This is a genomic window from Mucilaginibacter sp. 5C4, from assembly GCF_034345625.1.
Lineage (GTDB): Bacteria > Bacteroidota > Bacteroidia > Sphingobacteriales > Sphingobacteriaceae > Mucilaginibacter > Mucilaginibacter aurantiaciroseus.
This window is the reverse complement of record NZ_CP133775.1, coordinates 4,175,346-4,189,427: the sequence shown is the minus strand read 5'-3', so window position 1 is coordinate 4,189,427 and position 14,082 is coordinate 4,175,346. Positions and strand designations below refer to the sequence as shown.

At 44.5% G+C, this 14,082-nt stretch carries 13 protein-coding genes; 3 read left to right on the top strand and 10 right to left on the bottom strand.

The annotated features are described in order from the left end of the window. Positions 1-73: 73 nt before the first annotated feature. The 7 genes from RHM67_RS19560 to RHM67_RS19530 all read right to left on the bottom strand — a co-directional run bounded on the left by RHM67_RS19560 (position 74) and on the right by RHM67_RS19530 (position 6,194). The gene (locus tag RHM67_RS19560; protein ID WP_322229002.1) at positions 74-625 is read right to left on the bottom strand and encodes a thioredoxin family protein; all 552 of its coding nucleotides are present in this window, start codon (positions 623-625) and stop codon (positions 74-76) included. Positions 626-743: 118 nt separating this feature from the next. Further along, positions 744-1,001 carry a hypothetical protein gene (locus tag RHM67_RS19555; RefSeq protein WP_322229001.1) on the bottom strand — a complete coding sequence of 86 codons (258 nt, stop codon included), beginning with the start codon at positions 999-1,001 and terminating at the stop codon, positions 744-746. Positions 1,002-1,324: 323 nt separating this feature from the next. Further along, positions 1,325-2,086, bottom strand: coding sequence for a DUF4846 domain-containing protein (locus RHM67_RS19550; RefSeq protein ID WP_322228999.1), 762 nt, complete (start codon positions 2,084-2,086; stop codon positions 1,325-1,327). Beyond that, entirely contained in the window at positions 2,083-2,790 is a 708-nt protein-coding gene (locus RHM67_RS19545) for a M23 family metallopeptidase (RefSeq protein WP_322228997.1), read from the bottom strand. Before RHM67_RS19545 ends, RHM67_RS19550 begins: the two co-directional genes overlap by 4 nt. 108 nt (positions 2,791-2,898) lie before the next feature. Then, positions 2,899-3,435: a hypothetical protein gene (locus tag RHM67_RS19540; RefSeq protein ID WP_322228996.1), complete on the bottom strand. Its 537-nt coding sequence runs from the start codon at positions 3,433-3,435 to the stop codon at positions 2,899-2,901. Positions 3,436-3,745: 310 nt separating this feature from the next. Beyond that, positions 3,746-5,317 carry a hypothetical protein gene (locus RHM67_RS19535; RefSeq protein ID WP_322228995.1) on the bottom strand — a complete coding sequence of 524 codons (1,572 nt, stop codon included), beginning with the start codon at positions 5,315-5,317 and terminating at the stop codon, positions 3,746-3,748. A gap of 4 nt (positions 5,318-5,321) precedes the next feature. Continuing rightward, complete coding sequence (locus RHM67_RS19530) at positions 5,322-6,194, bottom strand: ABC transporter ATP-binding protein (protein ID WP_322228993.1); 873 nt, start codon at positions 6,192-6,194, stop codon at positions 5,322-5,324. Between the two features lie 40 nt (positions 6,195-6,234). On the opposite strand from RHM67_RS19530, the gene RHM67_RS20700 reads away from it, so the two are divergent. Further along, positions 6,235-6,420, top strand: coding sequence for a hypothetical protein (locus tag RHM67_RS20700; protein WP_369124780.1), 186 nt, complete (start codon positions 6,235-6,237; stop codon positions 6,418-6,420). A gap of 59 nt (positions 6,421-6,479) precedes the next feature. Here RHM67_RS20700 and RHM67_RS19525 read toward each other — a convergent pair whose 3' ends face one another. Continuing rightward, positions 6,480-10,604 (bottom strand): methylmalonyl-CoA mutase family protein, encoded by a 4,125-nt coding sequence (locus RHM67_RS19525; protein WP_322228991.1) that lies wholly within the window; start codon positions 10,602-10,604, stop codon positions 6,480-6,482. Positions 10,605-11,529: 925 nt separating this feature from the next. On the opposite strand from RHM67_RS19525, the gene RHM67_RS19520 reads away from it, so the two are divergent. Continuing rightward, positions 11,530-11,892, top strand: coding sequence for a hypothetical protein (locus tag RHM67_RS19520; RefSeq protein WP_322228989.1), 363 nt, complete (start codon positions 11,530-11,532; stop codon positions 11,890-11,892). 96 nt (positions 11,893-11,988) lie between these two features. Further along, positions 11,989-12,189, top strand: coding sequence for a hypothetical protein (locus RHM67_RS19515; RefSeq protein ID WP_322228987.1), 201 nt, complete (start codon positions 11,989-11,991; stop codon positions 12,187-12,189). A 21-nt stretch (positions 12,190-12,210) separates the two neighbouring features. Here the strand turns inward: RHM67_RS19515 and RHM67_RS19510 are convergent, their stop codons facing one another. Continuing rightward, positions 12,211-12,810, bottom strand: coding sequence for a hypothetical protein (locus RHM67_RS19510; protein WP_322228986.1), 600 nt, complete (start codon positions 12,808-12,810; stop codon positions 12,211-12,213). A 7-nt stretch (positions 12,811-12,817) separates the two neighbouring features. Further along, complete coding sequence (locus RHM67_RS19505; protein ID WP_322228984.1) at positions 12,818-13,684, bottom strand: DUF4747 family protein; 867 nt, start codon at positions 13,682-13,684, stop codon at positions 12,818-12,820. Between the last annotated feature and the right edge of the window lie 398 nt (positions 13,685-14,082).

The window sequence follows — 14,082 nt, the reverse complement described above, 5'->3', positions numbered from 1 at the left end:
TGCGCAACCCTCTTTTTATTTAAAGCCGTCATTGCTTCGTACCTCGCAGCAATGACGCTTGATTAACCAATCACTACTTCGCCTTCTCCGCATAACTCTTCGGATCCAGTGCCTTTGGCGACCAGTTCTCAAAAAATCTCATTACTTTGGTTTTGCTATGGCCTTTACCTTCCTCCAGGTAGCCGGAGTTTTGGGTATGCAGGCGTGTGCCTTTAGCATCAAGCACTACAAACACCGGGAAACCAAAACGCTGCGGATAACCGAGGTTGGCCAGTACTTTTTCGTTCATGTTCTCTTTACTGTAGTTTACGTGCAGCACTACATAATTATCATTCATGTATTTGTTAAGTTCGGCATCTTTGGTCACCAGGTCGTTAAACCTCAGGCACCAAATGCACCAGTTACCGCCAAGTTGCAGTAATACGTTCTTATGTTCGGCATTTGCTTTTTTAACGGCCGCGGCAATATCCGCTTTGGCATCCGCAGCAGGGTTATATAAGTTAGGCCCTGCCTTTTTTGTGGTATCCGCCGGCCTTACTGCTGTAGTTACGGGTTTCGTAAGGTTTTGCGCATTTGCCGAAAAAGCAAGGGTAATTATACAGGTTATAAAAAGTAATTTTTTCATGGCTACCTTAATTTTTTCTAAATATATCAATATCAGCACAAAGCCTAAGTAATTACCAGGTAAATATTGGGTATAAAAAGAGCCCCGCGTGTGCAGGGCTCTTACTATTTAAATACTTTTAAGCGTATTTACCTTTACCGCTGGTAGTTTCTTTATCTGGCCTGGTAGAGTAATAAGGCGTCCCGTGTTTATCTATATCGGCCTTAGGTTGTTTCCGGCTTTTATCGCGTATTAAACGGCGGCGCCTGCGTTTTAAACGATAGCGTTCTGTCCAATGGTCAAAGTTACCGGTAAGGGCCAATATCGCTCCAATGATAAACACCACCATCATAAATATAATGAAGAGGTGTAGCGAGTCTGAAAAAAATTGTCTCATAATCAAATTAAATAGTCCAACCAATGTAAGGCAATAGCCGTGCCTTACAGGTTAATTTTATAGATGAAACTGCGAAAAAAGGTAATATTCTTAGGTAAAATGTGCTGTTTTATAAAAACTCAGATAAAATACCTTTAGTATTTCGCTATGGTTGTTTTGTGTACCCTATAGCATACATTTTTGTTTAAATGGCGGTGCCAGGCATGGGTGATTGCCTGATGTGTAGAATAATTTCGTTTTGATGGAAATTGACCGTTAGTTTGTTTTAGAGGTATAGGTCTTTTGGTCTTGATTCCTGGCTCTCATCTTCTTGCTTCTCTCGTCTAAAACCGCCTCAAATACTTCGCATCTACCAATTCCCCGTAAGGGATTGTTGCAACAGCAGTGCCAAGGCTGAACCAAGGCGATCCGTTTTGCAGTACCTGGATATTTTGGGCAGGCATAAAGCTTTGCGCCAGCAGGAATTGCTTTTTGTGGGCGGCATTTTCGGCAATATCCATCACTATAAAGCAATGGCCCGGCGAGCCGCCTTTAATGAATACATCACCCGCTTTAATATCATTAGGGTTGGCAACGGGCTTTAATTCTTTTTGGAGCGATAGCGTGCCTGCGTACGAAAATACGAGGTTCATGTACCGTAAAAAGTTTTGGTAGCTGTAATTCTTTTTGCCTTTTAGCGCCCAGCGATCATTAATGTAACGGTAGCCATCGGCATAGTGGGTATAATCGCATTTAAAGCCGCTGGTAAAATTAAAAGTAATGGCATTATAGTTTTTCTTCTTATATAAGTATTCGGCTCGCAGGCGCATTACGGCATCGGCACATTGCTGCAAGTCTTGTACTCCAATGCTCATATCTACCACAGCCGCGGTGTAAGGGTCGGTACGGGCAATGCTGCCTGTGTAGGTTTTGGTATGGGTGCCGGCGGGTTTTAGCGTCAAGCCTTGCAGGTAAGCCCCAAAGCTACCCGGTGCTACAGCAACACGTGTATAACCTGCCGATGGCTTAAAGCGTGTATGTACATTATCTACAGGGATAAATGCCGCGAGTGCTATCAGTAATATAAAGGCTAAAATGCTTTTCATCGTTTTGTTGATCTAAAAAGTTGCTGGTAGGGGTTAAAAGGCACGGGCAAGCCGCGCACAATTTTAAATGCCGAAAAGTGTAAATGCGTTGGCGAGCGTTTTTTGTAAGCGTTAAGTCCCGTACGGCCAACCTCAGCAATTTTATCGCCAGCCTTAAGCTCATCGCCCGGTTTAACAAATATGGCGCGGTTGTGTGCGTAATAACTAAAGATGCCTGATGCCGGGTGGTAGATCCAGATAAATTTGCCGCCACGCAAAGTACTTGTAGGTTCCCAATTGTTAGTACAGGCTACCACAATGCCATCAGCTACTGCCAAAACATCAACGGGTTTAAGGGTGCTGTCGTCCATGCCATCCTGGTTAACATCTTTAATAAAAATATCATGGGCCGGATGTGCGCTGTGTTTATTGCCATCGAGGTAGTTGTAACCCTTATCGCTGTAGCCATTGCCATTTGTGCCGCCAATGGCGCTGCTTTTGTAGCCTGCAAGCGGGAATACCCATGTAGGGTTACCAGGTGCGGCATTGCCTTTTATCTTCGCCAGCAACGTTTTAAATTGTTTTGCCGCGTCCGCACGTTTAATAGTGCTGTTAAGTACACGGTTATTTAACTCGTTAATTTTTTGGCAAGTGGAGGTTATATCCTGCGAGAAAGCAAAATGGGTAATAAACGTAATGGCAAGTAACAGTAGCAGCTTCTTCATAAATGGTGACTAAATTTAGGTAAAAGCCGGGTGGGATGCAAATGGATATGGCCTTCCGTCCGTTTTTAGGAGCGGGACGATTTGGACAGAAAGCGGACAGAGTTTATACTATAAAGTTATAATATTTATTTCTGCTTTGGCCTTTAAAAAATCACAGGCTTTTATAAATGTATCGTTATCTATTCCTTCATTATCAAAAGGGAAATATATGCCGGTGTTAAAACCTATAATTACCGTATCGCCGGTATGCTGATAGGACTTTAGTAAATGCCACTGAAATTTAAAACTTTTTTCATTATCGGTGTAGTCAAACCAATCGTCAGATAGTACGCAGGTGCAAGCCATATTCATTTGATCATACGCCTGGGCCTGCTTTTTTATCAGCTTGAAATAATTGTACCGCCTTTCAAAAAATTCTAACCATTTCATTAATACATAAAAGCAGAAACCACTTGTAAGCGCTATAGCAAAGGGAAATCCTTGTTCTTTATGAGTGAAAATGCAAACAAGCAGCATAACAATAGCAAAAGCAGAATTTTTTAAATAGCTTTTTAGTGCTTTCTTATTGGCGTTAGCCCAAAGTTTTTTATGATTATTAATAAAACTTACTTTGTTAAAAGGGCTGGTTATAATTATGTCTGGCATGTGCTTAGGTTATTGCAAGAAAGGTACAATAAATTTAGACATTGCCATAGTTAGTGCTGTCCGTCAGTTTAGAGGATAAAAATGGATTGGAAAAAGACGGACAAAAACAAATGTTCCGTTGGAACTACCGCTTTGTAGCGCGCTATTGTAAATGTCTTTTGCCCGGTAGGGGTTACCCATGGATTGCACCTATGGAGCAAAGATATGCTGAGCGATTTTGCTACAAAGCGGTAGTTCCTACAGAACACAGAATTAAAGGTATTGTATGTCTAAATCTTCACTTGTTAAAGGGGAGGAGCAATTTACACCCCTATAAATGCTTTACCTGGTAGTTCCTCACTATAAAGCCAGTACACACAAGTGCTATATTAATAGACAATACAACAGCTAAATACATGCTGCTGTGTGGCATGCTGCCTAGGTAATCTGTAATGTCTAATTTATTAATAACGGCATAAGTCAGCATAAAAAACACTACCTCGAAAAGCTTTTTGCCGCCGCTTAAAATGCCCAGGGTTGCTGCCAATAGAACAATCAACACACAACCGTTTATGATATTTAGAATGGAAGCGCTGTTTAACAGCAAAGCATTGCGCATTATCACCGGTAGCGCCAATGCAAGCGCTAAAACCACCCCGGCTAAGATCTGCGCGGGCAGCATGCGTAATAATGGGTTATAGGATGCGTAGGCGAAGTAATGCACCCGGTTGGTTTTCTCTTTGGTTACCAAATCGCTCCAGCGGGTTACCTGTAAAAATAGCAGTATGGGTAGCAGGTAGCTATATGCGATTGGCAAAGGCGCTATAAACATAGCTACCCATAGCCCTGCATTTAGCAGCCACAGCCATTTGTTGCCCTGCCTTACCAATAATAGTAATTCGGTTTTGATGAACGGGAAAATGCCGTAGTTGAAAACCAGCGATGGCATGGCTTCGCGGGTTATGCCTGCGGGGTTAATGGTTAGTTTATTGGCTTCTGTAGGTTGCTTTGCTGCCTTAATTTTCTTTTTGGCTGATGCCTGTTTAAAATCGAACCTATGAAAAAACAGCGAGGAGCAGTACACAAGTCCTAAACCAAACGCCATCCACAACGCACGACTAAACACAAATACCGCCGACCAGCTGATGCCAGCCCATACAAAGGGTTTGTATTTACGGTGCCCGTTAAAAATAAAGCCGAAGGATACATTTTTTACACTTTCGTGAAACTGCGTGTTGATTTGGGCGGTAATGCTTTTAGTGACCAGACTTAAGCCGAATGGGTCAAAAGCGCCGGTAGTATTTTTGCCGCTTTGGGTGATGGTGGACATCACAATTCCACACAAAAAAAAGTAAATGATGTATTGCAAGATGCTGCGCTTGCCCAAAAAAACCTCGGCCACTACAGCCAGCGCTGCCACCATAAATAATGCAGGTACGGCAAAGAACAGGTAGGGCAAAATAAAGTCAGAGATGATAAACGGGTGCCCCTCCCCGCGGATAAAAAACAGTACCAGGCTTACCGAAAACGTGCAGCCCGCAATGGTTATTAGCACCAGGTAATTGCTTAGCTGTTTACATAAAAGGTATTTAAAATTGCTGATAGGGGTGGTAGCGATAATTAGCCCTACTTCGGTATCGATATCTTTTTTAATGCCGCTGTTAACCAGCAGAAAGCCGTAGAAGGATAGCATTACGGTCGTCATGATGGCGGATACATACCCAACCCATGCCGAATTGTAAACGCCCCGGTACCCGGATGCACTTAAGGTGGTATAATTGGCCGTATCCGGCGGTACAAACGAATAGGCGGCATAAACCGTAATGGCCAGCGTTATTAAAAACGAGTAGCTGCGGGTACGCTGCAAATAATCTGCCTTAATAATATTGTAAATGTACGGCATATGCTTAAGCGTTGTTTTGGGTTAAAAACAAGTAAGCATCCTCTAAAGTGGCCTTGATTGGTGCGGATGACGGGGCGGCATCTGCCTGTGTGCTAATGTAACGCGTTTTAATACGGTCGTTTTGGCGGGCGGTGTCTATTACTTTGTAGCGGCCTTTAAATTCGGTAAGGGCGGCGTTATCTAAAAACGTTTCAAAAATACGGCCGTCGGCTTGTTTAATAATATCCTGTTGATAGCCTTTGGTAATCAGTTTGCCGCCCTGCATAATGGCAACCTCATCGGCAATGGTTTCGATATCAGACACAATGTGCGACGACAGGATGATGACACAATCCTGCGCCAGATCGGCGATCAGCTGCCTAAACCGCATGCGCTCTTCGGGGTCGAGGCCAACGGTTGGTTCGTCAAAAATTAACACTTTAGGGTCGTTAAGCAGTGCCTGGGCAATGCCTATGCGCTGTTTCATGCCACCCGAGTAGGTGCCGATAGGCCTTTTGGCATCTGCCGTAAGGTTAACACCCTCCAGCAATATGTCGATACGCTTGCGCAGGCCTTTACCGCCAACGCCTTTCATGGCGGCAATGTATTCTAAAAATTCGTAAGCGTTAAGGTTGGGGTACACGCCAAAATCCTGCGGCAGGTAACCCAATACCTTGCGGATAGCATCCGGATGCTGCACAATATCGATACCATCTAAAAGCAGTGTGCCTGTAGTAGGTTTGCTGATGGTGGCGATGAGTTTCATTAAGGTGGATTTCCCCGCGCCATTTGGCCCAAGCAAACCCAGTATCCCCTTATTAATATTGATGGAAAAGCTACTTAAAGCGGTTTTTTGATTGTTATATTGCTTGCTAAGGTTGGTTATAGATAAGGCCATATAGTGGTTGTATGGCTGTTTGACTGACTAATCAACACCAATGTTACACGCAGATGGAAATAAGGTAGGTTGGGTTAACTTAAAGGTGTCCGTCCGTTTAGAAGTACGAGACAGTTTGGACACAAAGCGGACGGATTACCACTATGTCAATGCTGCGATAGCGTGGCAATCTCAGAGGCAGTTGGATATGCTGAGATTGCCGGGTCACTACGTTCCACAGCAATGACAAGGTTTCTTATGTCTTATGTCTTGTTTCTTGGCTCTTGATTCTAAAAGTCTCTTCACCTACATATTCCGCCTATACTGCCCGCCAACGGCATACAGCGCATTGCTGATCTGCCCTAAGGAGCAATACTTACAGGCCTGCATCAGTGCCTCGAAGATGTTATCGCCGGCTATGGCGCGTTGCTGCAGCTCTTTTAACAGGGCTGGGGCATGCTCCCGGTTCCGTTGCTGAAACAGGTGCAGGGCCGCTATCTGGAACTGCTTCTCCTCTTCGGTAGCGCGGATAACTTCCGACGGCACAATGGTTGGCGATCCCTTTTTATTCAGGAACGTATTTACCCCGATAATAGGGTACTCGCCGGTATGTTTAAGGGTTTCGTAGTAAAGCGATTCCTCCTGGATCTTGCTGCGCTGGTACATGGTTTCCATAGCGCCCAGCACGCCGCCACGGTCGTTAATGGCCTTAAACTCGGTGAGTACGGCTTGCTCCACCAGGTCGGTTAATTCTTCTATAATGAAGGCGCCTTGTATCGGGTTCTCGTTTTTGGCAAGGCCAAGCTCACGATTAATGATGAGCTGTATAGCCATTGCCCTACGTACCGATTCTTCGGTTGGGGTGGTGATGGCCTCGTCGTACGCATTGGTGTGCAGCGAATTACAGTTATCATAAATAGCGTACAAAGCCTGCAGCGTAGTGCGGATATCGTTAAAGTCGATCTCCTGCGCATGCAGCGAGCGCCCACTGGTTTGGATATGGTATTTCAATTTCTGCGACCTGTCGTTCCCCCTGTACTTGTTCTTGATAGCCTTAGCCCAGATGCGCCTTGCCACACGGCCTATCACCGAGTATTCAGGATCTATACCATTACTGAAGAAGAAGGATAGGTTGGGCGCGAAATCATCGATGTGCATCCCACGGCTCAGATAATACTCTACATACGTAAAGCCGTTGCTGAGTGTAAAGGCCAGCTGGGTAATAGGGTTGGCACCCGCCTCGGCAATGTGGTAGCCCGAAATAGATACCGAATAAAAATTCCTAACCTTTTGCTGAATAAAATACTGTTGGATATCGCCCATCATCCGCAAGGCAAACTCTGTCGAAAATATACAGGTGTTCTGTGCCTGGTCTTCCTTTAAAATATCGGCCTGCACGGTTCCCCTAACCGTAGCAATGGCATACGCGCGGATCTGCTCATAAACATCCGCAGGCAAAACCTGGTCGCCGGTTAAGCCGAGAAGCATGAGGCCGAGGCCACTGTTGCCGGGGGGCAAAGAAGCCCCCTCTGTCGTAGAAGCCTCGCCTAAATCCTCGCCAAAGGAGAGGACTTTCCTGTCTGGCTGATTATTTAATTTATCCGTTATTGCTCTTATTACTTCCTGAGTATTTTTTAATACTTCATCGTTTGTAAAACGAATAACGTCAAATCCCTCGTCTTTTAAAACCCGGGTTCTTATTTCATCCTGCTCTGTTGTATAGTTATGATACCCACCATCGATCTCAATAACTAACCCTTTTGGCAAGCAAACAAAATCGGCGATATAACCATCTATAGCATGTTGTCGTCTTATCTTATAACCAATTTGATTATTTCTTAAAAGCTGCCAAAGTAAACTCTCTGTTTCTGTTGAATTTTGCCTGTTATCTTTAGAATTACCTTTTAATAATTCCCAAATCCTCAAATCCGCAGTTTCAAACCCCAGTCTTTTACGCCCCTCCTTTTCAACTCCCTCTCCTTTGGAGAGGGCAGGGGTGAGGCTATTTTCAACTCCCTCTCCTTTGGAGAGGGTTGGGGTGAGGCCTCCTTTGGAGAGGGCAGGGTGAGGCTTCAACGCTAACTGGTACCTCGGCCGTTCCAACCCCTTCTCATCATAAACCCTCTTATACGCATCCTCCACCAAATGCGCTAACTCATGCTCGGTAATATACTTCTCGCATTGCTGGTCAATAGCGGCGTTCATGAAGAAACCCAGCAGCATAGGGGCGGGGCCGTTGATAGTCATGCTTACGGAGGTTGAGGCATGACAAAGATCAAACCCCGAATATAGTTTTTTGGCATCATCCAGCGTGGCGATGCTAACGCCCGAGTTGCCTATTTTGCCGTAGATGTCCGGCCGCTCGTGCGGGTCTTCGCCATATAGGGTTACCGAATCAAACGCGGTAGATAACCTGTGCGCCGGCTGACCAAGCGATACATAATGGAAGCGTTTGTTCGTCCGTTCGGGGCCGCCCTCTCCGGCAAACATGCGGGTTGGGTCTTCACCCTCGCGCTTCAGCGGGAACACCCCTGCGGCATACGGGAACTCGCCCGGTACGTTCTCGGTAAGTAACCAGCGCAGTATATCGCCCCATGCTTCATATTTTGGTAACGAGATCTTAGGTACCTTCAACTGCGACAACGAAGTATAGTACAAAGGCTGTTTGATCTCCTTATCCCGCACCTTATATATAAAGTTATCTGCCTTGTATTTGGCAACCGTTTCCGGCCACTCTTTCAGCAGGCGTTTACAATCGGCGTGCAGGTGGTCTTCAAGGTGGTTATACATATCCTGTAGAGCCTCACCTAAATCCTCAGCAGAAATCGAAGAAACTTTCTTTCCTGCTCCCTCTCCTTTGGAGAGGGTTGGGGTGAGGCCTCCTTTGGAGAGGACCGGGGTTTGGCTGGATAGGCTATCCATCATCTTTCCTACTCCCTCTCCTTTGGAGAGGGCCGGGGTGAGGCTGGATAGGGATGGGGTTTGGCTGGAGAGGGCCAGCGTGAGGCTCCCCCTCACATTAAACATCTGCTGCGCTATCTTACACTGCTCGTTCACCCAATCGGTATAGGCGGCGCTGTTTTCGGCAATCTCTGCCAGGTATCTTATCCTATCCGGCGGAATAATATAGATCTTTTCCGATTCGCCTTGCTCCGGCCTGGCCACTCCGCTCCCCGCTCCAATCAAATCAATTCCCGTCTTATCTTTCACCGTTTTCATGAGCGCTGTAAACAGGGTGTTCATCCCCGGGTCATTAAATTGGGAAGCCATGGTGCCGTACACGGGCAGGTCCTCGTCTTTGGCGTCGAACAACATATGGTTGCGCTTGTACTGCTTGCGCACATCGCGTATGGCGTCTAAAGCGCCGCGTTTATCAAATTTATTAAGGGCTACCAGGTCGGCAAAATCCAGCATGTCTATCTTCTCCAACTGGGTAGCCGCGCCAAACTCGGGCGTCATCACGTAAAGCGACAAATCGCAATAATCAGTTATCATCGTGTCCGATTGGCCAATGCCGCTCGTCTCCACAATAACCATATCATACCCTGCCGCCTTGCAAATATCAATAGCCTCCTGCACGTGCTTGCTAAGGGCAAGGTTAGCCTGCCGTGTAGCCAATGATCGCATATACACCCTCGGGCTGTTAATGGAATTCATGCGGATGCGGTCGCCAAGCAGCGCGCCGCCTGTTTTACGTTTGCTGGGGTCTACCGAAATAATGGCCAGCGTCTTATCCGTCTCCATCAAATAACGCCTTACGATCTCATCCACCAAACTCGATTTCCCCGAGCCACCCGTGCCGGTGATGCCTAATACAGGCGCTGCCTGTAGAGATTGGTGATTAGAGATTGGTGAATAGTTACCTTGCTCGGCAGCCGTTATCAACCTCGCAATATCCCCCTTATCCATCATCATCCTCTTCTCAACTCCCCCTCCTTTGGAGAGGGCTGGGGTGAGGCCTCCTCCCGAAAGGGTTTGGGTGGGGCCCGGCGTCAAAAAGTCACACTGCCTCATCATATCGTTGATCATCCCTTGCAGGCCCATGGTGCGGCCATCATCGGGCGAGTAGATCTTGCTGATGCCGTAGGCCTGCAGCTCGGCAATTTCTTGCGGAAGGAACACCCCGCCGCCGCCGCCAAAAATCTTGATATGGCCCGCGCCGCGCTCGGCAAGCAAATCATGCATGTATTTAAAATACTCCACGTGGCCGCCCTGGTAGCTGGTGAGGGCAATGCCCTGCACATCCTCCTGTATAGCACAATTTACGATCTCGTCCACACTGCGGTTGTGGCCCAGGTGTATCACCTCGGCACCGGTGCTTTGCAAAATGCGGCGCATAATGTTAATGGTAGCGTCGTGCCCGTCAAACAACGAGGCAGCCGTAACAAAGCGAATCTTGTACTGAGATTTATAAGGAGCGATGCTTTCCATGCGGGCGTAATTGGTTTGTATCAACGGTAAAATTAACCAATTTTTAAATAAGCCAAAGCTATGCAAGCATAATAAATGAGCGCGCCATAGTCCCCCTCACCAAAGGGGTTAGGTGTGTGTTATCCAGGTGGAAAGGTATCGAACAGCGTATGGACGACAAAATCGTGACTGCGAACCCAAATTCTAAAAAGCTTGGGGTACGTCATAGCGGCGGGCCGGGCGTATGGCGGGAATGGCGGTTTAGCTTTGAAGACCGCGCATGCGGCGAAAAGCGTTAAGAACCGGCAGGGAGCGGGGAAGCATCGCTATTACTTGATTTTTTGTTACTTTTTGATCAAGCAAAAAGTAATAGCCCTCCGCGGCAATGAGCGGGCTAACGTTCATTAAAAAGCACTGCTGTTAGTGGCCCTGTTAGGAGCGGCAATGAGCGCACTTTAAAATCAATCGCAGTGCCTGTTAGGAGCGGCAATGAGCACACTTTAAAATCAATCGGAGTGCCCTGTTAGGAATGGTAATGAGCACGCTTTAAAATCAATTGCAGTGCCCTGTTAGGAGCTGGTTGGTGAGCAATATGAATCGCCTGTGGATGTTCATTTCTTTTCTCCCAAAAGAAACGAACCAAAGAAAAGTCGCGGCTTGGTAACACCCAGTGTAAGGCAGTGCTGTATCAGTTGCGGTGCCACCCGTCTGTTACACTATGCCGCATTTAGTAGGTTATCGTTCCGTTTGTCAGGCTCGTTTGCAAAGGTTTAATTCCCTCTTCACGAATTGGCGCGCCGCCCAGCCCGTAAAGGCAGGCAGGGTTCACCGCGCTACAAAACCATGAACTAATGAACCAATACATTATTTCAAATCCCGTTAAACCCAACCCCGTAAACCCCACTCTAACCCGTAGCGCTACTAAACCCGCGTACCATAAACCATCATGAAAAAATTACTGCTCCTTGTAGCCATTGGCCTGCTGCCCTGCCTTGCTAAGGCGCAGGCTGTTAACCCCACACCTGCCGATACCGCCGCTTACACCCCCGCCGAAACCTATTGTGTGGTTACCCCAACGCGCCTTATTTTTGGGGAAACGGTGAGCCTGGATGTAGACTACGGCAAAACCAACGAACCCGACGACGATACCACCCTGCGCGACAGTAACGGCAAGAAGCTGAAATTTAACACCCTGGCACAAGCCTTTAACTACCTGGCCCAACCAGGCTGGCTGTTTGTAAACACCCTGCGCTACGGCGCCGACGATAGCTCCCGCTACCTCTTCCGCCGCAAAGTAGGAAGTAGCTGATAGACCATAGTCGATAGTGCATAGATGGATCCGCAGTTAAATGGACCATAGACTAATGCGTCGCTATGACCGTATACTGCGGGCCAATGCGCTCCCATGGACTATGGACTAATAATCCGTAAAACAATAGCAGTAGTGCTTCGGATGCGGCAGCCCCGCTATCCGCTCATACTGCACGAGGCCTTAGCCACACTATTGGTGGTGCTGCTACTGCCATCGCAACTTCTACTATTAATAGAGGCCGGTATCGCTGCTATCTGGTTTAGTGGTAATAACTTTAATCTATTGATAGATTAAAGTTTGACAAAAAGGTAGTTATCATTCATCCTCCTGTTTTTTGAATGAAAAATATGTAAATAATTGATTAAAATCAAAAATGTTAATTGCGTTTTGTATTACAAGAGCAATTGAGTACAAGGTAAAAAATGTAATTAAGAGAAAATAAATGTCATTTACACTATTAGTATACATATCTGAATATAATATATCAAGCCATTTTTCACTTAAGTTAATATTTTCTATAAATACTAAAATAGTTTGTGATAAAAAAGCAAGCAATAAAGTGAATGCTTGGGTTATTATATTTATAGCAAATACTCCACTTATTTCTTCAATCGATGTTGCAGAATTAGTCCCGTGTTTATCTGTTAAAGCTTCTAACAAATTTTTATTAGAAAGGAATCCTATTATTAAAGCATAAGCCCCTAAATTAAAACCCAATAAGGTTGGTAAAATTGAGATGTCAACATCTAATATTTTTTTAACCAAGGTGTAAGCTAAATTCTTTTCATTTAAAATTAATATGGAGCAAAACAATAATAAAGTAACTATAACCGTAAAATAGAATAGTCGATTATTCCAACTAAATAGTTTTTTCCAACCATATAGTTTCCAAATTTGTTTCCATCCGAAGTCCATTATAGTGTTAGTTTAAGGGCCATATATTTCTAATCTTAGCAAAAAAGTTTGATAGGAAGTGAATTTCATTCGAATCAAAAAAATCTTTTTTAGGGAACTGTCTGGTACTAATATCAACTAAGTTTCCGGCTTCGTCAACTATTTTGGCTTTTGCTTCGCCATCCTCCTCGGATAGTTCAAGTGCTCCTTTTATAATTTCACTATCATTAATGTTTAAAGTTTCACTTTTTTTTGCAACCATTATAATAGTTGCATTTTTGGCGTTTGTTTTTTTAAAATCGGTATCGATTACTTCTTTTGATATGGATCCAATACCTGAGTTAGAATAATTTAAATCGATCTCAAGTCTTTTAATAACTCGCGCTTTATATAATTTCTCTGAAAAGTCTTGACTGGTCACAACATCAACGTGAATATATTCATCTTTTTCCTTGACCGAATTTAATGCCTCTTCCCAAAAAGTTCGCAATGGATAGGGAGAAATAGCGATAGATGATTTAGTTATAAAGGAAAATTTGTGTTTGTCCGGATCAAAAATAAAATCTGTTTCTACTGCATCAGGAAATAGCCCATCTCTTAGGTGAAATTGTGCGTCAATATCTAAAGTTCCAATATCAAACCAGCTTTTATTTTCGAAGTACGTAAATTGGGCAACTTTCCCGTGTAGAAACTGCAAAACGTCGTTTTCTTTGTGATCCAATAAATACTTAATGATACAATGTTTACCACTTGATGATGGTTTGTGTATTTTTCGAGAATAAACTTTTCTAATCAAATGAATATATTCTTCACGTGTTGCATCTCTGTTATTGTTTTCTTTTCTTAATTTGATATTAATAGTGAAGAAAGCGCGATGCAAAATTTTGTCTACCATTTTTTATGCTGTTTAGGTAAAAATAAATATCGCATTAAGTCTTTAGTTTTGCAATACGTATAAATACCTGTTTTTCACTTAACTATTAGCTAATACTACCTGCTGCTAAGATTTTATGGTGTAACCATCGGCTCACTTGTCCACTACCACAATCAGGACACATGTAAATAACACACCTTTATTCATAATTTTATTTTAAATCGGCACGAGGAAAAATCTTGTTAAAGAAATAAGTGACATTCGACTATGGAAGAAAAACAACTTAGCTAACTATTAATTTTTTATATTAGTCTACCAATCCTTGTTATGGAAAAATTATCCGATTTCTTCTCTGATTTAAAAGAACGAATTTCAAATCCTTTCATCATATCCTATATTTTAGGATGGTGTGTTTGGAA

What these genes read in the sequence shown, in the direction of transcription:
- RHM67_RS19540 (WP_322228996.1), bottom strand. Translation starts at nt 3,435, where the DNA reads ATGCCAGACATAATTATAACCAGCCCTTTTAACAAAGTAAGTTTTATT.
- RHM67_RS19545 (WP_322228997.1), bottom strand. Translation starts at nt 2,790, where the DNA reads ATGAAGAAGCTGCTACTGTTACTTGCCATTACGTTTATTACCCATTTT.
- RHM67_RS19520 (WP_322228989.1), top strand. Translation starts at nt 11,530, where the DNA reads ATGAAAAAATTACTGCTCCTTGTAGCCATTGGCCTGCTGCCCTGCCTT.
- RHM67_RS19505 (WP_322228984.1), bottom strand. Translation starts at nt 13,684, where the DNA reads ATGGTAGACAAAATTTTGCATCGCGCTTTCTTCACTATTAATATCAAA.
- RHM67_RS19555 (WP_322229001.1), bottom strand. Translation starts at nt 1,001, where the DNA reads ATGAGACAATTTTTTTCAGACTCGCTACACCTCTTCATTATATTTATG.
- RHM67_RS19550 (WP_322228999.1), bottom strand. Translation starts at nt 2,086, where the DNA reads ATGAAAAGCATTTTAGCCTTTATATTACTGATAGCACTCGCGGCATTT.
- RHM67_RS19515 (WP_322228987.1), top strand. Translation starts at nt 11,989, where the DNA reads ATGGACTATGGACTAATAATCCGTAAAACAATAGCAGTAGTGCTTCGG.
- RHM67_RS19510 (WP_322228986.1), bottom strand. Translation starts at nt 12,810, where the DNA reads ATGGACTTCGGATGGAAACAAATTTGGAAACTATATGGTTGGAAAAAA.
- RHM67_RS19535 (WP_322228995.1), bottom strand. Translation starts at nt 5,317, where the DNA reads ATGCCGTACATTTACAATATTATTAAGGCAGATTATTTGCAGCGTACC.
- RHM67_RS20700 (WP_369124780.1), top strand. Translation starts at nt 6,235, where the DNA reads ATGTTACACGCAGATGGAAATAAGGTAGGTTGGGTTAACTTAAAGGTG.
- RHM67_RS19530 (WP_322228993.1), bottom strand. Translation starts at nt 6,194, where the DNA reads ATGGCCTTATCTATAACCAACCTTAGCAAGCAATATAACAATCAAAAA.
- RHM67_RS19560 (WP_322229002.1), bottom strand. Translation starts at nt 625, where the DNA reads ATGAAAAAATTACTTTTTATAACCTGTATAATTACCCTTGCTTTTTCG.
- RHM67_RS19525 (WP_322228991.1), bottom strand. Translation starts at nt 10,604, where the DNA reads ATGGAAAGCATCGCTCCTTATAAATCTCAGTACAAGATTCGCTTTGTT.